This window comes from Micrococcus sp. GbtcB5, assembly GCF_019091605.1.
Classification (GTDB): Bacteria; Actinomycetota; Actinomycetes; order Actinomycetales; family Micrococcaceae; genus Micrococcus; species Micrococcus luteus.
Genome location: NZ_JAGXJK010000008.1, coordinates 37,862 through 57,464, shown reverse-complemented (window position 1 = coordinate 57,464; position 19,603 = coordinate 37,862). Strand labels below are relative to the sequence as shown.

Sequence of the window (19,603 nt, the reverse complement as noted above, 5' to 3'; positions counted from 1 at the left end):
CCATGGCCGCATGGACGCAGCAGAGACCCCCGACGGCCCCGAGACCGCCGCCCACGACGGCGGCCGGCCGGCCTGGCAGCACCGCCTCCTGGCGGGCGGGGAGGAGCCGGACCCCCGGTTCACGCTCGCCAACGAGCGCACGTTCCTGGCCTGGGTCCGGACGGCGCTGGCGCTGCTGGCCGGCGGGGTCGCGGTGGAGGCGTTCACCGGCGCCCTCTTCGCGCCGCCGGTCCGGGTGGTGCTGAGCACGGTGCTGCTCGTCCTGGCGGCGCTGCTCGCCCTGGGCGCGGGCGCGCGCTGGCTCCGGGTGGAGCGGGCGATGCGCCGCGGCCGTCCGCTGCCGCTGCCGCTGATCGTCCCGGTCCTCGCGGGGGGCGTCGTGCTGGCCGTCGTGGTGCTGCTGGCCGCCGTCGTCCTTCCGCGGGGCTGAGACGATGCGCCTGCATCACGACCCGGGGCTGCAGCCCGAGCGCACCGTGATGAGCTGGGGCCGCACGGTCCTGGCGCTGGGCGTCCTCAGCCTCACGTTCCTGAGGTGGTGGCCGACCGTCGGCGCGTGGGCGTTCGGGCCTGCGGTGGTGGCGGCCGTCGGCGGGGCGGCGGTGCTGGCCACGCAGCGCCGGCGCTACGTGGCGCACGCGGACGGAATCGCGCGGGAGCAGGCCCGGCCGGCCCTGGCGTCGGTGGCCTGCATGGTCGCGCTGGTGGTGGGCTTGGCGGCCCTCGGGATCACCGCCACGCTGCTGCACGCGGCATGATCCGCGGACGACGACGGCGCCCCTCACCTGCGCGGGGCGGGTGAGGGGCGCCGTCGTGCATCCGGAGGCGGACCGCTCAGCGGGCGATCATGCCGTGGGGGTCGATGACGAACTTCTCCAGGGAGCCCTGGTCGAACTCCGCATAGGCCTGCGGTGCCTCGTCCAGGCTGATCACGCGCGGGTTGACCATCTCCGTCAGGTACGGCATCCGATCCCACAGGATCGACATCATCAGCTGGCGGTTGTAGCGCATGACGGGCGCCTGGCCGCCGATGATGTGGGGCGACTTGATCCAGGCCTTGCCGAAGTCCACCGGGAAGGTGCCCTCCTGCTCGGCCTTCGTCTCCGCGATCGGGTCCGGCCCGTAGATGCCGATGATGCCCGTGGCGCCGCCCGGACGGGTGATGTCCAGGACCTGGTTCACGGCGGCGATCGGCTGCATCTCATCGGACGCGGAGCCCAGGCCGTGGGCCTCGGAGCCGACGCAGTCCACCGCGCAGTCCACCATCGGCTCGCCGAGGATGTCGCTCACGGCGTCCTGCAGGTTCTCCGTGGTGGAGAGGTCGATGGTCTCGCAGCCGTGCTTGCGCACCAGCTCCAGTCGCGAGGCGTCCTGGTCGCCCACGATGATGCACGAGGCGCCCAGCAGCCGAGCGGCGGCCGCGGCGCACCGGCCCACGGGGCCGGCACCGGCGATGTAGACGGTGGAGCCGGGCTTGGCGCCGGCCTCCACGAGGCCGTGGAACGCCGTCGGGAGGATGTCCGAGAGCACGGTCAGATCCAGGATCTTCTCCATCGCCTGCTCCTGGTCCGGGAAGCGCAGCAGCTGGAAGTCGGCGTACGGCACGAACAGGTACTCGGCCTGCCCGCCCTGGAAGCCGCCCAGATTGAAGCCGTAGGCGGCGCAGGCCTGGTCCGGGTTGGCGGTCTCGCAGATCTCGGTCCGGCCGGCGCGGCAGTTGCGGCAACGGCCGCAGGCCACGTTGAACGGCACGGAGACGAGGTCGCCCTCCTGCAGGAACTGGACGTCGCTGCCGACCTCCAGCACCTGGCCGGTCATCTCGTGACCCAGCACCATGCCCTCGGGGGCGGGGAAGGACCCGCGGTAGATGTGCAGGTCGCTGCCGCAGATGTTGGTCGCGACGATCTTGAGGATGACACCGTGCGGCGCGGCGGAGCCGTCGGGCATCTCCAGCTTGGGGAAGTCCAGCTCGTCGACGCGCACGTCCTTGATGCCGTGGAATGCCACGGCGCGGTTCTTGGTGGTCATGAGAACTGTTGCCTTTCTGTCTCCAGCGAGGCCCCAGGTGGGGCGAGAGACGGGGCGAACCCGAGGGGGAGTCCCGGTCTCAGGCTGTACGGAGACACTAGGGGCCGGGGGGAGCCCGCGGGAAGGGTCGCCCGCCGCCGCCCGCCGCACCACGTGGCCTCGGCCATCGTGCGGGCGTCGGAGGATCACAGGCCCCGGGAGCGTGGGTCAGACCTGCGCTCGGACCGCGGGGTCGACGCCGTGGCGGGAGCGCACCCGCCAGGCCTCGAGGACCGCGGGGTCGGTGGGCCGGGTCATCAGGCTGAGGAGGACGTACACGACGGCGGAGGCGGCCAGGCCGACGTAGATCGGCTCGTTCGCGAAGACGCCCTCGAAGGGCTCGGCCGCGTTCAGCTCGAGCCAGCCCATGGTGCCGAGGGTGCCCACCGTCCCGACCACCATGGACCACAGGGCCGCCGTGCCGGTGCCGCGCTTCCACACGAGGCCGCCGACGATCGCGACGAACAGGCCGCCCACGAGGATGTCGTACGCGATGGTCAGGGCCGCCACCACGTCCGGGACGACGATCGCCAGCCCCAGCACGACGGCGCCGAGCAGCAGCACCCAGCCGCGGTTCGAGGCGAGCTCCGCCGCGGTCTCCGTGGCCGCGTCCTCGGCGACGGCGCCGTCCTCGGCGGCGGTGGCCTCGCCGCGGAGGATCGGGAGGATGTCGGTGCGCATCACGGTCGAGGCCGCGATGATCGCGCCCGAGGCGGTGGACATCATGGCCGCGACGGCGGCCGCCAGGGCCACGCCGCCCACGCCCACGGGCAGCAGGTTCTGGGCGACCCACGCGAACACGTCGTCCGTGGCGGCGATGTCCGCGGTCACCGTGCGCGCCGCCATGCCGATCACGGCGCCGGCGACGCCGTACACGATGCAGTACAGCCCCGCGGTGGCGCCGCCGATCTGGGCCACGCGCGGGGAGCGGGCCGTGAACACGCGCTGCCAGACGTCCTGGCCGATCAGCAGGCCGAGGGTGTAGATCACGAAGTAGGTGACGATCGACTGCACGCCGATCCCGTCCCAGCTGAAGAACTCGGCGCCCAGGCGCTCCTGCATGGCGCTCCAGCCGCCGGCGTTGGCCAGGGAGAGGGGGAGCATGAGGGCGAACAGGCCGATGGTCATGATGAGGAACTGGGCCATGTCGGCCAGGGTGATGGACCACATGCCGCCGAGCACGGAGTAGGCCAGCACGATGCCGCCGCCCACCAGGACGGACAGCCAGCGGTCCCAGCCGAAGAGCACCACGAAGAGCGACGCGTAGGCGCCCGTGGAGGTGGCGGCGAGCATGAGCGTGTAGGCGAGCATCACGAAGGAGGAGGCGTGGGAGGCCCCGCCACGGCCGTACCGCAGGCGGAGCATCTGCGAGACGGTGTAGATCTTCAGGCGGGCCAGGATCGGGGCGAACGCCACCGACAGGATGAGGACGCCGACGCCGATGGCGGCCACGAGCCACGCGCCGGAGAGCCCGAACTCGTACCCCAGGCCGACGCCGCCCACGGTGGCGGCGCCGCCGAGCACGACGGCGGCCATGGTGCCGGTGAACAGCACCGGCCCGAGGCGGCGGCCCGCCACGAGGTAGTCCTCCGAGCTGGCGGCGCGGGTCTTGCCCCACCAGCCGAAGGCGAGCATGCCGACCAGGTAGACGGCGACGATGGTCAGGTTGAGGGTCACGGGCGGTCTTTGGAGCGAAGGGATCCGAGGCGCCGGGATGCGGTGCGCCGCGGCGGGACACAAGAGATCGTCGTGTTGCCGATCACACGATCCGGGCCTACGGTAAACACATGTTGCTTATCAGACAACATGTCGTCCAGGGTGACATCGGCGATGTCGCCTGGCCGACGTCGGGAGGAGCGCGATGAAGGCCCTCCCGCTCGAGACCGCGCCGGGCCAGGCGCTGATCGGCCGTCGGCTGCGTGCGCTGCGCGAGGCGCGGCGGCTCACCGTGGCCCAGCTGGCCGAGGCGGCCGGCGTCAGCAAGGGCTTCCTCTCCCGCCTCGAGCGGGACCTGACGAGCCCGTCCGTGAGCACGCTCGTGACCCTGTGCCAGGTGCTCGGCGCGAGCCCGGGCGACGTCCTGGACGCGCCCGAGGTGACGGTCGTGCGCCTCGCCGACGCCCCCGCGGTCAACCTCGGCGGCGAGGGCATCCGCGAGCGCCTGATCACCCCGCGCGGCAGTCGTGACCTGCAGATCCTGCGCGCTGACATCGCGCCGCGCGGCCGCGGGGAGGCGGAGCTGTACACCGTGGACTGCCGCGTGGAGGCGGTGCACGTGGTCACCGGCCGCCTCGAGCTGCGGACCACCGAGGCCGTGCACCTGTTGGAGGAGGGGGACACCGTCACCTTCCCCGGCCGCGAGCCCCACTCGTGGGCCAATCCGGACGACCGCCGCGCCGTCGTGCTGTGGACCCTCGTGGGCCACGCGTGACCCCGTCCGGCGCGCCCACACCGGACAGACCAGACCGACCAGACCGAACCGAACCGCCCAGAGAGGACATCCAGATGCTCGAGATCCCCCGCGTCGAGGACAACGGCCGCCTCGGCCCCGTGAACTCCGCCCTCGTGCCCCGCTACGGCGGCACCCCCACCTACGCGCTGCTGCCGCGCCTGGACGAGGCGGCCGCGGCCGGCGTCGCCCCGGAGATCAAGGTGGTCGGCGTGCCGTTCGACGCCGGCGTCTCCTACCGCCCCGGTGCACGCTTCGGGTCCGGCCACGTGCGGCAGTCCTCGCGGCTGCTGCGCCCGTACAACCCCGCCACGGACACCTCGCCCTTCGCGCAGGCCCAGGTGGTGGACGCCGGGGACATGGCGGTGAACCCGTTCGACATCGGCGAGGCCATCGAGGCGATCCAGCAGGACGCGATGGACCTCACCGAGGACGGCTCCTCGCTCATGACCATCGGCGGCGACCACACCATCGCGCTGCCGCTGCTGCGCGCCGCCTCCGCCCGGGCGGGCGAGCCCGTTGCCCTGCTGCACTTCGACGCCCACCTGGACACGTGGGACACCTACTTCGGCGCCGAGTACACCCACGGCACGCCGTTCCGCCGCGCCGTGGAGGAGGGGATCCTGGACACCGAGGCCATCTCGCATGTGGGCACCCGCGGCCCGCTCTACGGCAAGAAGGACCTCGACGACGACCACCGCATGGGCTTCGGCATCGTCACCTCCTCGGACGTGTTCCGTCAGGGCGTCGACGAGATCGTGGACCAGCTGCGCCAGCGCATCGGGGGCCGGCCGCTCTACATCTCGGTGGACATCGACGTCCTCGACCCCGCGCACGCGCCGGGCACGGGCACCCCCGAGGCCGGCGGCATCACGAGCCGCGAGCTGCTCGAGATCCTCCGCGGCCTGCGCGGGCTCGACATCGTGGGCGCGGACCTGGTGGAGGTGGCCCCGGCCTACGACCACGCCGAGCTGACCGGCGTCGCCGCCTCCCACGTGGCCTACGACCTCATCTCCCTGATGGCCGACCGCCGCGCCACCCGCGCGGCCGCCGGTGAGGAGTCGGCCCGATGAGCGACGAGCAGACGACGACGGCGGCCCCGCGGCGCAACGGCGGCGACCTCGCCGTCGAGACGCTCCACGCCCTGGGCGCACGGACGGTCTTCGGCATCCCGGGCCAACACGCCCTCGGCCTCTTCGACGCCCTGTCCCGCTCCCCGCTGGAGTTCGTCTCGAACCGCGTGGAGAACAACGCCGCCTTCGCCGCGGACGGATACGCCCGGGCCACCGGCGAGGTCGGCGTCCTGTTCCTCTCCACCGGCCCGGGCGCCCTCACCTCACTGGCCGGCCTGCAGGAGGCGTACGCCACGGGCGTGCCGATGCTCGTGGTCGCCTCGCAGATCCCGCTGTCCGGGCTCGGCGCCCGGCGCAAGGGCATGCTGCACCAGCTGGACGACCAGAAGGCCTCGGCCCGCAACGTCACCAAGGCCCAGTTCACGGTCCACCACGCCTCGGGCATCCCGTCCGCCATCCAGGACGCGTGGGCCGAGGCCATCACCGTGCCGCAGGGGCCGGTGTGGGTCGAGATCCCGCAGGACGTGCTGCTCGGCGAGGTCATGGTGCCCCCGGTCGAGGACGCCCTGGCCGTGCCCTACGACCACCCGCCGCGCGCCGAGCTCGTGGCCGAGTCCGCACGCTGGCTGCGCGGGGCCGGGCGGGTGGCGATCGTGGCCGGCGGCGGTGTGCGCCGCTCCGGCCGGGCCGCGATGGAGAGCCTGCGGGAGGTCGCGGAGCTGCTCCAGGCACCCGTGGTCTGCTCGCCGGGCGGCAACACCGCCTTCCCGTGGGAGCACCCGCTCAGCCTCGGCGGCTGGGTGGAGGACCGCCTCGTCACAGACCTGCTCGAGGACGCGGAGGTGCTGCTCGTGGTCGGCTCCTCGCTCGGCGAGGTCACCTCGAACTACTTCACGCTCGAGCCGCGCGGCCGCCTCATCCAGGTGGACGCGGAGCCGCGCGTGCTGGAGACCAACCACCCCACGCTGGGTGTGCGCGCCGACGCCGGCCAGGCGCTCGAGGCGCTCGCCGCGGCGCTGCGCGAGTCGGGCTCGGTGGCGCAGGACGCCGCCGTCTGGCACGGCCGCACCCCGGCCGAGGTGGTCGCCGACGTCAACGCGCGCATCACCGCCCGCCTCGATGCCCAGGACCTCGGCGTGGAGCGCCGGCTCCTGGCGGACATCCGCGCCGCCGTTCCGTCGACCATGCAGACGTACTGGGACATGACCATCGCCGCCTACTGGGCGTGGAACTGCTGGGACGCGCAGGACGGCGAGTTCCACTCGGCGCAGGGTGCCGGAGGGCTCGGCTACGGGTTCCCGGCCGCGTTCGGCGGCGCGGTGGGCCTGGCCCACCAGGGACGCACCGGGATCGACGGGCGCGTGCTCGCCGTCGCCGGCGACGGCTCGGCGATGTACTCCCTCGCCGAGCTCGCGGCCGCCAGACAGCACGGCGCGGCGGTGACGTGGCTGATCATCGACGACGGCGGATACGGCATCCTGCGCGAGTACATGGAGGGCGCGTTCGGCAAGGCCACGGCCACCGAGCTCGACAGGCCGGACTTCCAGGCCCTCGCCGCCTCCTTCGGCGTGCCCGCCGAGACGGTGGGAGTGGAGGACGTGCGCGGCGCGCTCGAGCGCGCGTTCCAGGCGGACGGGCCGAACGTCGTGGTGGTGCAGACCCGCCTGGCGATGTGGGCGCCGAGCCACCTGGGGGAGGCCCCGGAGGTCTGAGACGGCCCGGCGCCGGAATCGCTGACTCGACCCTGAGAGTGTGCGCCACCTTTCCAGGTGCATGTTTCAGCAACGGAGCTGGACCGGCAGGTAGTTGAGGCGTCGACCGAGGCGCCGGCGGTCCCGCCCGTGTCGGAAACCGCCCAGGAGATGTCCTGGAACCATCCCGCCGATCTCACGAAAACGTCCGGCATCCGTTGCCATGCTGGCATCTCGACGCGACCCGCCACCTGGCGGGCGCCCCACGAGAGGAGCTCCATGGCCCCCTGGCTCCCGACCCGCTCCCGTCGTCCCTTCCCCCAGGTCACCGAGGCAGGCGAGGTCCCCGCCGTCACGCCCACCTTCGAGGGCCGGGCCTCCCACCCCCCGGCCGAGGACGTCGAGGACCAGGGCGCCGCCTTCGACGTCGGCACGCTCGTCTCCCGCCGCAACGCGCTGGGCATCTTCGGCGCGGGGGCGGGGGCCCTCGTCCTCGCCGCGTGCGGAGTCCAGGAGGGCGCCTCGTCCTCCTCCAGCTCGACGTCGGCGAGCGCCGGCTCCTCGTCACCCGCGGCCTCCTCCTCGTCGGCGGCGAGCGCCTCGCCGTCCGCCACCCTGACCGAGATGGTCACCGAGACCGCAGGCCCGTACCCGGGCGACGGCTCCAACGGCCCGGACGTGCTCGACGCGTCCGGCATCGAACGCTCCGACCTGACCACGAGCATCGACACGGGCACCGTCGCCGAGGGCGTCCCGCTGACGGTGACGATGAACGTGATCGACATGGCCAACGGCGACGCCGCGATGACCGGCGCCGCCGTGTACCTCTGGCACGCCGACGCGCAGGGCCGCTACTCGATGTACTCGGACGGCATCACGGAGGAGACCTACCTGCGCGGCGTCCAGGTGGTGGGCGACGACGGCACGGTCACCTTCACCACGGTGTGGCCCGGCTGCTACGACGGCCGGTGGCCCCATCTGCACTTCGAGGTGTTCCCCGACAAGGCGTCCATCACGGACGCGACGAACAACGTCCTCACCTCCCAGATCGCCATGCCCGAGGAGCAGTCCTCGCAGGTCTATGCCACCTCAGCCTACGACGGGTCGACGGCGAACTTCGCCAAGGTCAGCCTCGAGACGGACAACGTCTTCTCGGACGGCTACGAGACGCAGCTGCCGCAGATCACGGGCTCCGTGGAAAAGGGCTTCGCCATCACCATCGACGTCCCGATCGACACCACCACTGAGCAGGAGCAGGGCGGGATGGGCGGGCCCGGCGGTGGCCAGCCCCCGGCGGGCGGCGAGGGCGGCCAGCCCCCGGCGCAGCCCTGAGCCCGGCGGACGTGGGCTGAGCCGTCCGGCTCAGCCCACGCGTCCTGCCGGCGGCTCAGTCGGTCTGGGACTCGTTGCGCTCGGGGTGCGGGCCGAACACGAAGTGGCGGCCGGACACGCGCTGGACGTCCACGCGGACGTAGAAGTCCTTCAGCGTCGGCACCCACGGTTCGATGCCGAGGGACTCGGCCTCCGCGATCTCCGCCTCCGTGTCCAGGCGGCGCGCGGTGCCGTGCACGAGCACGGACCAGGCCTGGTCGGCCAGGATCCCGTCGGCCTGCACCACGACGCGCGGGTTCACCGTGAGCTCGGCGAGCTTCGAGCCGGGCGCGGTGCGGAAGTAGATGGCGCCGTCGTGGGCCCGCACGTTCACCGGCACGATGTCCGGCCGCCCGTCCACGGCCAGCCCGAGGCGCGCGTGGCCCACGCGGCCCAGCAGTCGCCAGACCTGGTCCTCGTCCAGCACCAGGACGGCCTCGCCGTCCGGGTGCTCGAACATCAGGTGGTCCCCGGGCTCCGCGACCGGATCGGGGCGCTGCATCGACGGGGCGTCGTCGGTGTCATGGTGCTGCTGGGTCATCGGGGCCTCCTGGCATGCCGGGACGGGCGCCGTCGGGCGCGGCGCTGAGATCGGGCTCACATCCACTCTATACATGGTCGGTCGCCCGCGAGGCGACGATGTCACCCAGCACCGCCGCCGTCGTCGGCGCCTCGCGGCCCGGGGCGACGGCGAGCGCGAACGGGCACGTGTGGGCGCGCGGGCCGTCGTCGACGAGCCGGCCCGACGACGGCGCGGCCGGGTCCGGCGTGAGCCACCTGCCCCCGGCGCGGCGCAGGATCAGCTGCCCCGCCGCGACGTCCCAGGGCTTGGTGTCCACGTACAGCGCGGCGTCGGCCCAGCCCGCCGCCGTGTGGGCGAGCTCGAGGGCGCCGGAGACGGTGCGGCGCACGGTCGCGTGGGCGGTCACGAGCCGCCCGAAGCGGCGCAGCGCGTCCTCGCCCTCGCGCGCGAGCGCCTCGCCCGCCGGATAGGAGGTCACGAGGTTCTGGGCGCGCTCGCCGCCGGCCGGCGCCGGCCGGCCGACCTCGGCCAGCGGGCGCTCCGGCCCGTCGCCGCGGGTGAGGTAGGCGCCGTCCGCGTCGGCGGAGAACGCCAGCCGGCCCACGGGGTCCAGCACGACGCCGGCCACCACCTCGCCGTCGACCTCGGCGGCCAGGGACACCGAGAACATCGCGAAGCCGTGTGTGAAGTTGGAGGTGCCGTCGATGGGGTCGACGATCCAGGTCAGCCGGGCGGCCTCACCGGTGCCGGCCTGCGCCCCGAGCTCCTCGCCGAGCACGCCGGAGCCGGGGACCGCCGTCGTGAGCGCGGCGACGAGCCGGGCCTCGGTGTGTCGGTCGTGCACGGTGACGAGGTCGTGGTGCGTGGTCTTGGCCTCGGGCCCGATGGCGGTGGGGGAGCGGAAGGCGGCGGCGAGGTCGCCGACGACCGCGCGGGCGGCGTCGAGGGCGATCGCGCGCAGCTCGGCGGGGCGGGGCAGGGCGGGGCTCATGCCCCGAGCCTAGGCGGGGGCCCGGACACGTCGGACCGCACGCGAGACAATGGGGCCGACCCCCCCCGAGCAGAGGAGCCGCCATGACCGAGCACCCCCTCCCGACCCCCGACGACGACGCCACCCTCACCGGCCCGCAGACCCCCACGCCCCAGCGCGTGGCCGCCGTGCGTGCGCTGCGCGAGCTGCTCGCCGCCGGCTACGGCACCGAGGCCCGGCCGATCGCCTCCTACGGCGCCCCCGCGCCCGGCACCCTCGGCGGCGTCTACCCGGACTACGACGACCGCGTGTTCCCCGGCCTCGTGGCCGCGCAGGAGCTGGCGGGCATCGACGTCGACTACCTGCGGAACGTGGACCGGGTGAGCGAGGCCGGCATCGCCGAGGCGTCCCTGGCCGACCTCGGCACGCTGTTCACCTACCTGGTGCGCGGCGAGCGGTTCGCGGACGGGCACGTGGCCGCCGCGATCGAGAACGGCAAGGTCGGCCGCATGCTGGACCGCCTGACCGCGCTGGTCCCCGAGATCCGCTGAGAGCGCACGGTGCGGAATACTGGGCGCATGCCCGCAGCCTCCGACGCCCCCACGCCCGCGCCCCGGCGCGGCCGCCTGGCCCCTTCCGGTGACCCCACTCCCGTGGAGAACGTCGCCACGCACCTGCAGGAGGGGTGGAACCGTTGGCACCGCGCCCGCGCGCTGCGTGCCGGCAACGTGCCGACGGTCATGGCGTTCACGGGCTACGGCAGCACCAGCTGGGTGCGGATCCTCTCCCGTGTGGTGATCGCCTCCGACGAGGAGTTCATGAACGGCCGTCGGCTGTCGAAGGTGGTGGCGGACGGCGTGCGCGGCTGGCGCAACTTCGTGGCCCCGCCCATGGCCTACGCCGAGGTGGAGGTGCAGGTGGGGGACCTGCGCACCACGGTGCGCACGGACCGGATGGGCGTCGTCGACGTCGTGCTGGACGTCGAGCTGGAGCCCGGCTGGCAGACCGCCACCCTCCACGTCGGCGGCCAAGAGGAGCACGCCGTCATGGACCTGTACATCTGCGAGCCGGGCGCGCGGATCGGCCTGGTCTCGGACATCGACGACACCGTGGTGGTCACCTCGCTGCCCCGCCCCCTGCTGGCGGCCTGGAACTCGTTCGTGATCGACGAGCACGCCCGCACGCCCACTCCGGGGATCGCCGTGCTGCTGCGCCGGATCGCCGAGCTCGAGCCGAAGGCCCCCGTGCTGTACCTGTCCACGGGCGCGTGGAACGTGGCGCAGACCCTCACCCGCTTCCTGGGCCGCAACCTCTACCCGCTCGGCGCTCTGCTGCTGACCAGCTGGGGGCCCACGAGGGACCGCTGGTTCCGTTCCGGTCAGGAGCACAAGAGGGTCCAGCTCGAGCGCCTCGCCGAGCAGTTCCCGGACATCCAGTGGATCCTGGTTGGCGACGACGGCCAGCACGACCCCGAGATCTACGCCGAGTTCGCGCAGCGCCACCCCGACCGGGTCAAGGCGATCGTCATCCGGCAGCTGACCCCCTCGCAGGCGCTGCTCGCGGGCGGCCGGGCGGAGGACACCCGCCATTCCACCCCGGGCATCCCGTGGTGCTACGGCCCGGACGGGGCCACGCTGTCCAATCAGCTCGAGGACCTGGGCATCCTGCCCGTCGAGTTCGTGGACGTGCAGCCCGAGGCCTGGCGCGAGGACATCCTCGGTGACGACGAGGCGCCGGCGACCCTCGACGCCCCGGGGCAGCGCGACGGCCGGCCCGCGGACGAGGAGGCCGCCCGATGACCGCCTCGCGCTCCGTCGAGGTCCGCATCCCGCTGCGCTGGGCGGACATGGACGCCTACGGCCACGTGAACAACATCGCCGTGGTGCAGCTGCTGGAGGAGGCCCGCGTGGCGGCCTTCGGCGTGCCCGCGAACACCGGCGCCGGTGGCGGGCAGGCCCCGCCGATCGACCTGCTCGAGGGGGTGGCCCCCGGTGTGCGGACGTTCATCTCCGAGCACACCGTGAAGTACCGGGCCCAGATGCCCTACCGCCCCGTGCCGCTGCGCGTGGTGGTGAGCGTGGACGCCGTGAAGGCCGCCTCGGTGCACGTGGGCTACGCCCTGCACGACGGCGTCGACGACACCCTCTGCGCCACCGCGACGTCCGTCATGGTGTTCGTCGACGGGCAGACGGGCCGCCCCGTGCGCATCAGCCCCGAGCAGCGGGCGGCGCTGGCCGGCTGAGGTGGGCCGAGGTGGGCTGCTGACTGCCCGGCAGCCGCCCAGCGACATCACCGCCGTGCAGCACGGCTGCGATGTCGCAGAGCGGAGGTCGACCGCTCGGGCTCGCCGAGTCGGGACCGGGCCCGTGGGACGGCCGTGGATCAGACCGAGCGGGGGACGCCCGCGGCGGTGAGGATCCGCGCCAGCCGGTCCGGCCGCAGGAGGTCTCCCCACGTCCAATGCGCACCCGCCCGGGTGACCAGCTGCAGGGCCACCTCCCGTTCCTTCTCCCGGCGGATGCTGGCGCGGCGGGCCGTGTCGTCACCGTCGAAGAACGACAGGTCGTACTTGCCCAGCCCGTCGAACTCCCCGTACACCCGCACCTGCTCCCACCAGAAGTCCGTGCGGGCCACCTCGCGTCCGTTCGCATCCCGGTGGCGATGCTGCAGCGCCGTGGGCGGGACGAAGCCGAGCTCGTGGATGATGGCCCGGCTGTAGGACTCGCCGGCGGATTCCGCCCGCGCGTCCGCGAAGTGCCAGGCCCGCTCGAATCGGCGGAGGGCGGCCGCCGATCCGAGTCGGCTCTCCGCCTGCCTCGCCCAGCGTGCGGCCTCCTCGGGCCGGGCTCGGACGAGCGCGTCCAGCGGGGCCACGGCGTCGCGGAACGGGGTGGCCGCTCCGAGGACCAGCAGCACCGTGGGCAGCGGATCCGCCAGGACGGTTCCCAGGCTCTGCCCGTCCGACAGGACGGCCTCGACCGGCTGAGGCGCGGCGGGGGCCGCCTCCGGCAGCCCCCACCGGGGTCGGCGGCGCGGCGGGACGGGAAGCCGGCGGTCGTGGGCCACCAGGGAGGGGGCGAGGGGACGGCGGGTCAGCGGACCGCAGCCGTGATGCCCGGGCGAGGGGGCGCGCAGCTCGAGCGCGGGCGGCTCGACGGCCGGCCCCAGACCGTGCAACCGGGCCGCGGTCAGGCCCGTGAACACCGTCGCGGGGCGGGCGATCGAGAGGGCGACGGCGGACACGACCGCCCTGTCGCACGGACGCAGCGCGGCCCAGTCGCTGACGCTGATGTAGACGCGCGGGCAGAGCCGCACGAGGACCCCGCGGGTCCAGGCGCGTTCGAGACGGCGCCGCGCCGCCCCGTCGTGAGGGTCCGCCGCGCTGAGCAGGGGCCCGCGTCCCGGGAGCAGCGTACGCGAGTGGTCGGAGAGCGGGGTCATGCGGCCCAGTGTCGTGGGCCCGTCCGGGGCGCGAGGGGTCGGCCGCGCCGGCGGTGGAGGGCACCCGACGTCGGGGAGCCTGTGCAGGAGTCGGGTGCCCTCGAGCGACCGCCGCCCTGCGACATCACCGCGCGTCAGAACGGCGGTGATGTCGCAGGGCGGCGGAGGGTCACGGAAGGGGCAGGGCGGGGACTCAGACCACGCCCTGGGCGATCATCGCGTCGGCGACCTTGATGAACCCGGCGATGTTCGCCCCCGCCACGTAGTTGCCGGGCGTGCCGTACTCCTCGGCGGTCTCCACACAGCGGTCGTGGATGTCGCGCATGATCTGCTCGAGCCGGTCGTGGGTGTAGTCGAAGTTCCACGAGTCCCGCGAGGCGTTCTGCTGCATCTCCAGCGCCGACGTCGCCACGCCGCCCGCGTTGGCGGCCTTGCCCGGGCCGAACAGCGTCCCGGAGTCGACGAACAGGTGGGAGGCCGCCTCGGTGCAGGGCATGTTCGCGCCCTCGGCCACGGCCTTCACCCCGTTCTTCAGCAGGGTCCGCGCGGCGGACTCGTCGAGCTCGTTCTGGGTGGCACACGGCAGGGCCACGGTGCCCTCGACGTCCCACACGCTGCCGCCGGTCACGTAGCGGGACCGCCCGCCGCGGCGCTCGGCGTACTCGGAGATGCGGGCACGCTCGACCTCCTTGATCTGCTTGAGCAGGTCCAGGTCGAGGCCGTCCGGGTCCACGATGTAGCCCGAGGAGTCGGACGCGGTGAGCACGGTGGCCCCGAGCGCGGCGGCCTTCTCCGCGGCGTAGATGGCCACGTTGCCGGAGCCGGAGATCAGCACCTGCTGACCGTCCATGGATTCGCCGCGCGTGCGCAGCATGGAGTCGACGAACATCACGGCGCCGTAGCCGGTGGCCTCAGTGCGGACCAGCGAGCCGCCCCACGTCAGGCCCTTGCCGGTGAGGGCGCCGGCCTCGAAGCGGTTGGTCAGTCGCTTGTACTGGCCGAACATGTAGCCGATCTCGCGGGCGCCCACGCCGATGTCACCGGCCGGCACGTCCGTGTGCTCACCGATGTGGCGATGCAGCTCCGTCATGAAGGACTGGCAGAACCGCATGATCTCGCGGTCGGACTTGCCGGCGGGGTCGAAGTCCGAGCCGCCCTTGCCGCCGCCGATCGGCATGCCGGTGAGCGAGTTCTTGAAGATCTGCTCGAAGCCCAGGAACTTGACGATCCCGAGGTACACGGAGGGGTGGAAGCGCAGCCCGCCCTTGTACGGGCCGAGCGCCGAGTTGAACTCCACGCGGAACCCGCGGTTGACCTGCACGACGCCGGCGTCGTCGATCCACGGGACGCGGAAGATGATCTGGCGCTCCGGCTCGCAGAGGCGGTGCATGACCCCGGCCTCGACGTACTGGGGGTGGCGCTGCACCACCGGCCCCAGCGCCTCGAACACCTCGGACACCGCCTGGTGGAACTCGGCCTCGCCGGGGTTGCGCGCGAACACTTCGTCGCGCAGGGTCTCCAGAGACTCATTCATGGTGTCCTCCTCGGACGTCGGGGTAGAGACGCCCCGCGGTGCCCCCGCCGTGGCGCGCCGCGGTCGGAGGAGGCCGCGGTGCCTGACGCCCATCCTGACAGGGAGTGCGCTCTGTTGCCGAAATGAGACGCGGGCCACCCCGGGCCCCGCGTTCGGCTCAGCGCGGCGGCGCCGCCTCGGTGTCGATGCTGGCCTGCTGGCTCTCGCTGTAGCGCGGGCCCGCCACGGTCGCGTCGTTGACGAGGTCGTCCAGCCGGGCGACGTCGGCCGGGGTCAGCCGCACCTCGTGCGCGCCCCGGTCCTCGAGCCAGTGCTCCCACGAGGTGGTGCCCGGGATCGCCAGGACGTCCTTGCCCTGGGCCAGGACCCAGGCGACGGCGAGCCCCGCCGTGCTCGTCCCGAGCCGGACGGCCTCGGCCGAGAGCGCCTCGCGCAGCGTCAGGTTGGCCTCGTAGTGGCCCTCGGCGAAGCGGGGCAGCCGGTGCCGCAGATCTCCCGCGTCCAGCCCGCCCAGCCGCGGCGGCGCGTCCGTGAGCAGGCCGCGGCTGACGGGGGAGAAGGCCACGAAGGCGGTCCCATGGCGGCGGCACGCCTCGAGCACGCCCCACTCGGGGTTGCGGGTGGCGAGGGAGTACTCGGACTGCACGGCCGCGATCGGGTGGACGGCCACGGCCCGGGTCAGGGTGACGGCCGAGACCTCGGACAGGCCGATCGCCCCGATCTTGCCCTCCGTGACGGCCTCTGCGAGCGCCCCCACGGACTCCTCGACGGGGACCTCCGGGTCCAGCCGGTGCAGGTAGTACAGGTCGATCCGGTCCTGGCCGAGCCGGCTCAGGGAGGCGTCCACGTGCGCGCGCAGCGTCTCCGGGCGGCCGTCGATCCGCCGCTGCCCGTCCCGCACGAGCCCGCCCTTGGAGGCGAGCAGCACGCGCTCGCGGACGTCCGACCCCGCCCGGGCGAGCGCGCGCCCCACGAGCTCCTCGCTGCGGCCGCCGCCGTAGAGGGTGGCGGTGTCCAGGTGGTCGGTGCCGTCCTCCAGCACGCGGGTGAGCAGGTCGACGGCGGCGTCGTCGTCGAGGAATCCGGAGTAGCCGTGCACGATGTTCATGCACCCGAGGCCGACGGGGTGCACGTCCTTGCCGGCGAGGCGGCGGGGCGCGGCGGGATCGGGCAGGGGGCCGGGCTCGGCGGGTCGGGGGTGCGGGGTGGCGTCCATGCCCGCCACCCTAGCCACGGCTCCGGACGCGAGACCCGGACCGCCGGGCGCCCGCCCGGTGTCCGTCCCGGGGTTCAGCCGAACACGCGCGCGGCCAGCAGCGACGGCGCCGTCAGCAGCCGGCGGGCCAGCTCCACGCGGCGGCGCTCCTGCACCGCGATCGCCTTCTCGTAGTAGCCCACGAGCTGCTCGCACAGCACCGGCCAGGTCCGGCCCTGCACCGACGCCCACGCCGCGTCGGCGAACGCGGCCCGCTTGACGTCGTCGTACACGAGGTCCGCGACGTGGCGGCGCAGCTCGTCCAGCTCGCCGGGCGGGTAGAGCCAGCCGGTGCGGGAGGCGTCCACGATGTCGAGGGGGCCGCCGCGGCCGACGGCGACGACGGGCACGCCCGAGGCCATCGCCTCCTGCAGCGTCTGGCCGAAGGTGTCGGACTCGCCGGGGTGCACGAACAGGTCCAGGCTGGCCACGTGGCGTGCGAGGTCCTCGCCGCCCTGGAAGCCGGCGAAGTGCGCGCCGGGCAGCTCCCGCTCGAGCTGTTCGCGCAGCGGCCCGGAGCCGATGACCACGAGGCGGGTGCCCGGCAGGTCCGAGAGCACGCGCAGGTCCCCGACCTGCTTCTCGTGCGCCAGCCGCCCCACGAAGCCCACGAGCTTCTCGCCGTTCGGGGCGAGCTCGGCGCGCAGCGCCTCGTCCCGCTTGGCGGGATGGAATCGGCGGGAGTCGACGCCGCGGCCCCACAGGTGCACGCGTCGCACCCCCTGGCGGTGCAGCTGTCGGACGGTGAACGACGACGGCGCGAGCGTCAGCGTGGCCATGTTGTGCAGGCGCGCCACGTGGCTCCACAGGACGTCCTCCAGCCACGGGGCGCCGTACCGGGCCGCGTAGCCGGGGACCTCGGTCTGGTAGACGGCCACGGAGGGGATGCCGAGCTCCTCGGCCGCCTGCACCGCGCGCCAGCCCAGCACGAAGGGGGAGGCGATGTGCACCACGTCCGGGGCGAAGTCGGCGAGCATGCCGCGCAGCCGGCCCACCGTGCCGGCGGCCACCCGCACGGAGGTGTACCCGGTCAGGGGCACGGAGGGCAGGGTGCGCACGGGGAAGCCCTCGACCTCGCGGGGGGCCTCACCGGCGCCCGCGCGTTGGGTCCACCCGGCGGACCACGAGGCGGCCGGGGCGACCACCATCGCCTCGTCGCCCCGTTCCCGCAGGTGCCGCAGCACCTGGAGGATGGAGTGGGTGACCCCGTTCATATGGGGCAGGAACGATTCGGCGACCACGACGACACGCACGTGGCCGACGCTAAGGACCCCGGACCACGGCCGGGACACCCGCCGACGACGGCCCGGTGACCCCGCGGTGAACTCTCGGGGCGCGTGACGGTCGTCGCACCGGCCCGCGCGGCCCGCCCCCGTCCAGGCGCCGCCCGGAGTCGGGTGGCACCATGGACGGGTGAGTTCCCGCCCCGCTGCGCCCCGTCTGCTGCGCCCCGTCCCCCTGCCGCTGTGGCTGCAGGGGGTGGTCGAGGCGCTCGTCACGGCGATGATCAGCCTGCTCGCGGTCATGGTCCCCACCCTCGCGGTGTGGGCCACCGGCGGGTTCGAGCGGCCGACCATCGAGGGCGCCGTCCAGGTGGGCGGCGTCCTGTGGCTGGCCCTGCACGCGGTGCCCGTCACCGTGGCCACGGCCATGCCCACCGCGCCGGATCACCTCATCACCGGCACGGCGTGGCTCGTGCCGTGGGGCCTGACCCTGGTCCCGCTCGCGCTGTCGTGGCGGGCCGGCCGGCGCCTGGCCCGCGCGTCCTACCGGGACCAGGCGTGGCAGGCCTTCGTGGGCGCGGTGGGGGCCTACGCCCTGGTGGGGCTGGCCGTGGCGTTCCTGCCCGGCACGGACGAGCTGACGGTCCACCCCGCCCCGGCGGCGCTGCTGCCCGCCCTGCTCTTCGGCGTCGCCGCCCTCGCGGGGGCGCGGCGCGAGGCCGGCACCTGGGCGCACCTGATCGGCCTGGACCTCACGGAGCGGATCTCGCGCCGGTCGCAGTACGAACGCTGGGCCGGCTCGTACGCGTGGTCCGTGGTGCGCGCCGCGGTCGTCGCCGTGCTCGCCCTGACGGGCCTGAACGCGCTGCTCGTGGCGGGGCGGCTGGTCGTCGAGTGGACCGCCGTCGTCACCGTGGCCGAGGCGATCGGGGGCGGCCCGCTGGGCGGCCTGCTGCTGGCGCTGCTGCAGATCGGCTGGCTGCCCACGTTCACCGCGTGGTCGATCGCGTGGACGGCGGGCCCGGGGTTCTCCGTGGGCGCGGACAGCCTCTACTCCGTGTTCGGCGCGACGCCGGCCACCGCGCCCGCCCTCCCGGCGCTGGGTGCGCTGCCCGGGACGTGGTCGCCGTGGCAGCTGCTCCTGCTGGCCGTGCCGATCGGCGCCGGCGCCGTGGCCGGCGTGTGGCTGCTGCGGGAGGGGGAGAACCACCTCGACGACTGGCTGCACACCCGCCACGGCAGCCGCGCGGTGTCCCTGACGCTGTCCACGCTGGCCCTGGCCGTGCTCACCGGCCTGCTCACGGGGCTGCTGCTGCTCGTGCCGCTGGCCCTCACCTCCGGGACGCTCGGGCTCGGCACGCTGACGGACATCGGCTCCCACGTCTGGGCGGTGTGCGCCGCCGTCGCCGGGTGGGTCGCGCTGGGCTGCGCCGCCGGCTACCTCACGGCCCTGGCCGTGGCCGGGCACCGGGACGGGACGACGACGGTGCCGCGGTCTGGCGACCGCGCCTCGGGCCCGCGCGACCGGCCGTCTCCGCGCCGGGCGCGGGACTGACGCCCGCGGCTCAGGGCCGCAGCTGGGGCACCCCCGTGCGCTCCTCCACCTGACGGGTGAACTCGTCCGCGCACGCCTGCTGCGCCCGCACGGTGAGCGCGGAGGCGCCGCACTGCTCGAGCTGGACCGTCGCGTCCCACGCGAGCAGCGGCAGCGCCGCCGTCGTCATGCCCATCAGCGCCATCGCCATGCCGGCGGACGCCACCGCGCGGGGCAGCCCCGAGCGCTCGGCGCCGCGGCTCGTGACCCACACGCGCACGCCGAGCACGAGGGCGACCAGCCCCAGCGCGAGGGCGATCAGCTTCCACGGCAGCACGAGGGAGAAGGAGAGCACCATCCCCAGCAGCGCCACGGACTGCCACAGCAGGGCACGACCGGTGCGGACGCGGCCGGGGTCCGGGGCGCCCTGCGGCGGGCGGGGCGGGGAGGAGGGAACGGGGGCGGACACCCC

General features: G+C 74.1%; 19 protein-coding genes. 10 read left to right on the top strand and 9 right to left on the bottom strand.

The window, feature by feature from the left end:
- Positions 1–10 precede the first annotated feature (10 nt).
- Both KVS67_RS04315 and KVS67_RS04310 read left to right on the top strand, forming a co-directional pair.
- Positions 11–430: a YidH family protein gene (locus KVS67_RS04315; protein WP_041103054.1), complete on the top strand. Its 420-nt coding sequence runs from the start codon at positions 11–13 to the stop codon at positions 428–430.
- A 4-nt stretch (positions 431–434) separates the two neighbouring features.
- Positions 435–758 (top strand): DUF202 domain-containing protein, encoded by a 324-nt coding sequence (locus KVS67_RS04310; protein ID WP_041103052.1) that lies wholly within the window; start codon positions 435–437, stop codon positions 756–758.
- A 76-nt stretch (positions 759–834) separates the two neighbouring features.
- Here the strand turns inward: KVS67_RS04310 and KVS67_RS04305 are convergent, their stop codons facing one another.
- A complete protein-coding gene (locus KVS67_RS04305; protein ID WP_041103050.1) occupies positions 835–2,028 on the bottom strand; it encodes an alcohol dehydrogenase catalytic domain-containing protein in 1,194 nt (397 codons plus the stop codon).
- A 207-nt stretch (positions 2,029–2,235) separates the two neighbouring features.
- Positions 2,236–3,744 (bottom strand): sodium:solute symporter, encoded by a 1,509-nt coding sequence (locus tag KVS67_RS04300; RefSeq protein WP_041103048.1) that lies wholly within the window; start codon positions 3,742–3,744, stop codon positions 2,236–2,238.
- 184 nt (positions 3,745–3,928) lie between these two features.
- Between KVS67_RS04300 and KVS67_RS04295 the strand changes: the two genes are divergently transcribed.
- The 4 genes from KVS67_RS04295 (at position 3,929) to KVS67_RS04280 (ending at position 8,612) form a co-directional block, all read left to right on the top strand.
- On the top strand, positions 3,929–4,498 hold the full coding sequence (locus KVS67_RS04295; protein ID WP_217564764.1) for a helix-turn-helix domain-containing protein: 570 nt from the start codon (positions 3,929–3,931) through the stop codon (positions 4,496–4,498).
- Between the two features lie 74 nt (positions 4,499–4,572).
- Positions 4,573–5,589, top strand: a complete 1,017-nt coding sequence (speB, locus tag KVS67_RS04290) for an agmatinase (RefSeq protein WP_041103046.1) — start codon at positions 4,573–4,575, stop codon at positions 5,587–5,589.
- Positions 5,586–7,301: a thiamine pyrophosphate-binding protein gene (locus KVS67_RS04285; RefSeq protein WP_041103045.1), complete on the top strand. Its 1,716-nt coding sequence runs from the start codon at positions 5,586–5,588 to the stop codon at positions 7,299–7,301. Before speB ends, KVS67_RS04285 begins: the two co-directional genes overlap by 4 nt.
- A gap of 258 nt (positions 7,302–7,559) precedes the next feature.
- On the top strand, positions 7,560–8,612 hold the full coding sequence (locus KVS67_RS04280; RefSeq protein WP_041103041.1) for an intradiol ring-cleavage dioxygenase: 1,053 nt from the start codon (positions 7,560–7,562) through the stop codon (positions 8,610–8,612).
- Between the two features lie 55 nt (positions 8,613–8,667).
- Here the strand turns inward: KVS67_RS04280 and KVS67_RS04275 are convergent, their stop codons facing one another.
- Both KVS67_RS04275 and KVS67_RS04270 read right to left on the bottom strand, forming a co-directional pair.
- Entirely contained in the window at positions 8,668–9,192 is a 525-nt protein-coding gene (locus tag KVS67_RS04275) for a pyridoxamine 5'-phosphate oxidase family protein (protein WP_020621599.1), read from the bottom strand.
- A gap of 67 nt (positions 9,193–9,259) precedes the next feature.
- Positions 9,260–10,165, bottom strand: a complete 906-nt coding sequence (locus KVS67_RS04270) for an inositol monophosphatase (RefSeq protein WP_020621600.1) — start codon at positions 10,163–10,165, stop codon at positions 9,260–9,262.
- A gap of 83 nt (positions 10,166–10,248) precedes the next feature.
- Between KVS67_RS04270 and KVS67_RS04265 the strand changes: the two genes are divergently transcribed.
- The 3 genes from KVS67_RS04265 to KVS67_RS04255 are packed head-to-tail and all read left to right on the top strand — an operon-like array spanning position 10,249 to position 12,386.
- Positions 10,249–10,695, top strand: coding sequence for a DUF6508 domain-containing protein (locus KVS67_RS04265; protein ID WP_020621601.1), 447 nt, complete (start codon positions 10,249–10,251; stop codon positions 10,693–10,695).
- Between the two features lie 27 nt (positions 10,696–10,722).
- Entirely contained in the window at positions 10,723–11,943 is a 1,221-nt protein-coding gene (locus tag KVS67_RS04260; protein ID WP_061866956.1) for an App1 family protein, read from the top strand.
- Entirely contained in the window at positions 11,940–12,386 is a 447-nt protein-coding gene (locus KVS67_RS04255) for a thioesterase family protein (RefSeq protein WP_002853740.1), read from the top strand. The genes KVS67_RS04260 and KVS67_RS04255 overlap by 4 nt, the downstream gene beginning before the upstream one ends.
- Positions 12,387–12,526: 140 nt before the next feature.
- Here KVS67_RS04255 and KVS67_RS04250 read toward each other — a convergent pair whose 3' ends face one another.
- The 4 genes from KVS67_RS04250 to KVS67_RS04235 form a co-directional block, all read right to left on the bottom strand.
- Positions 12,527–13,585 carry a hypothetical protein gene (locus KVS67_RS04250; protein WP_061866955.1) on the bottom strand — a complete coding sequence of 353 codons (1,059 nt, stop codon included), beginning with the start codon at positions 13,583–13,585 and terminating at the stop codon, positions 12,527–12,529.
- Positions 13,586–13,778: 193 nt separating this feature from the next.
- Positions 13,779–15,119, bottom strand: a complete 1,341-nt coding sequence (gene gdhA / locus KVS67_RS04245; protein ID WP_061866954.1) for an NADP-specific glutamate dehydrogenase — start codon at positions 15,117–15,119, stop codon at positions 13,779–13,781.
- 157 nt (positions 15,120–15,276) lie between these two features.
- Positions 15,277–16,335 (bottom strand): aldo/keto reductase, encoded by a 1,059-nt coding sequence (locus KVS67_RS04240; protein WP_020621605.1) that lies wholly within the window; start codon positions 16,333–16,335, stop codon positions 15,277–15,279.
- 74 nt (positions 16,336–16,409) lie between these two features.
- The gene (locus KVS67_RS04235) at positions 16,410–17,627 is read right to left on the bottom strand and encodes a glycosyltransferase family 1 protein (protein WP_217564763.1); all 1,218 of its coding nucleotides are present in this window, start codon (positions 17,625–17,627) and stop codon (positions 16,410–16,412) included.
- Between the two features lie 160 nt (positions 17,628–17,787).
- Here KVS67_RS04235 and KVS67_RS04230 point away from each other — a divergent pair, with 160 nt between their 5' ends.
- The gene (locus KVS67_RS04230) at positions 17,788–19,152 is read left to right on the top strand and encodes a DUF6350 family protein (RefSeq protein WP_368669034.1); all 1,365 of its coding nucleotides are present in this window, start codon (positions 17,788–17,790) and stop codon (positions 19,150–19,152) included.
- A 10-nt stretch (positions 19,153–19,162) separates the two neighbouring features.
- On the opposite strand, the gene KVS67_RS04225 is transcribed toward KVS67_RS04230, so the two are convergent.
- Positions 19,163–19,600: a hypothetical protein gene (locus KVS67_RS04225; protein ID WP_070709856.1), complete on the bottom strand. Its 438-nt coding sequence runs from the start codon at positions 19,598–19,600 to the stop codon at positions 19,163–19,165.
- Positions 19,601–19,603: the final 3 nt, after the last annotated feature.

Coding starts and splice junctions, on each gene's coding strand:
- KVS67_RS04315 (WP_041103054.1), top strand. CDS start 11: ATGGACGCAGCAGAGACCCCCGACGGCCCCGAGACCGCCGCCCACGAC.
- KVS67_RS04310 (WP_041103052.1), top strand. CDS start 435: ATGCGCCTGCATCACGACCCGGGGCTGCAGCCCGAGCGCACCGTGATG.
- KVS67_RS04305 (WP_041103050.1), bottom strand. CDS start 2,028: ATGACCACCAAGAACCGCGCCGTGGCATTCCACGGCATCAAGGACGTG.
- KVS67_RS04295 (WP_217564764.1), top strand. CDS start 3,929: ATGAAGGCCCTCCCGCTCGAGACCGCGCCGGGCCAGGCGCTGATCGGC.
- speB (WP_041103046.1), top strand. CDS start 4,573: ATGCTCGAGATCCCCCGCGTCGAGGACAACGGCCGCCTCGGCCCCGTG.
- KVS67_RS04285 (WP_041103045.1), top strand. CDS start 5,586: ATGAGCGACGAGCAGACGACGACGGCGGCCCCGCGGCGCAACGGCGGC.
- KVS67_RS04280 (WP_041103041.1), top strand. CDS start 7,560: ATGGCCCCCTGGCTCCCGACCCGCTCCCGTCGTCCCTTCCCCCAGGTC.
- KVS67_RS04275 (WP_020621599.1), bottom strand. CDS start 9,192: ATGACCCAGCAGCACCATGACACCGACGACGCCCCGTCGATGCAGCGC.
- KVS67_RS04270 (WP_020621600.1), bottom strand. CDS start 10,165: ATGAGCCCCGCCCTGCCCCGCCCCGCCGAGCTGCGCGCGATCGCCCTC.
- KVS67_RS04265 (WP_020621601.1), top strand. CDS start 10,249: ATGACCGAGCACCCCCTCCCGACCCCCGACGACGACGCCACCCTCACC.
- KVS67_RS04260 (WP_061866956.1), top strand. CDS start 10,723: ATGCCCGCAGCCTCCGACGCCCCCACGCCCGCGCCCCGGCGCGGCCGC.
- KVS67_RS04255 (WP_002853740.1), top strand. CDS start 11,940: ATGACCGCCTCGCGCTCCGTCGAGGTCCGCATCCCGCTGCGCTGGGCG.
- KVS67_RS04250 (WP_061866955.1), bottom strand. CDS start 13,585: ATGACCCCGCTCTCCGACCACTCGCGTACGCTGCTCCCGGGACGCGGG.
- gdhA (WP_061866954.1), bottom strand. CDS start 15,119: ATGAATGAGTCTCTGGAGACCCTGCGCGACGAAGTGTTCGCGCGCAAC.
- KVS67_RS04240 (WP_020621605.1), bottom strand. CDS start 16,335: ATGGACGCCACCCCGCACCCCCGACCCGCCGAGCCCGGCCCCCTGCCC.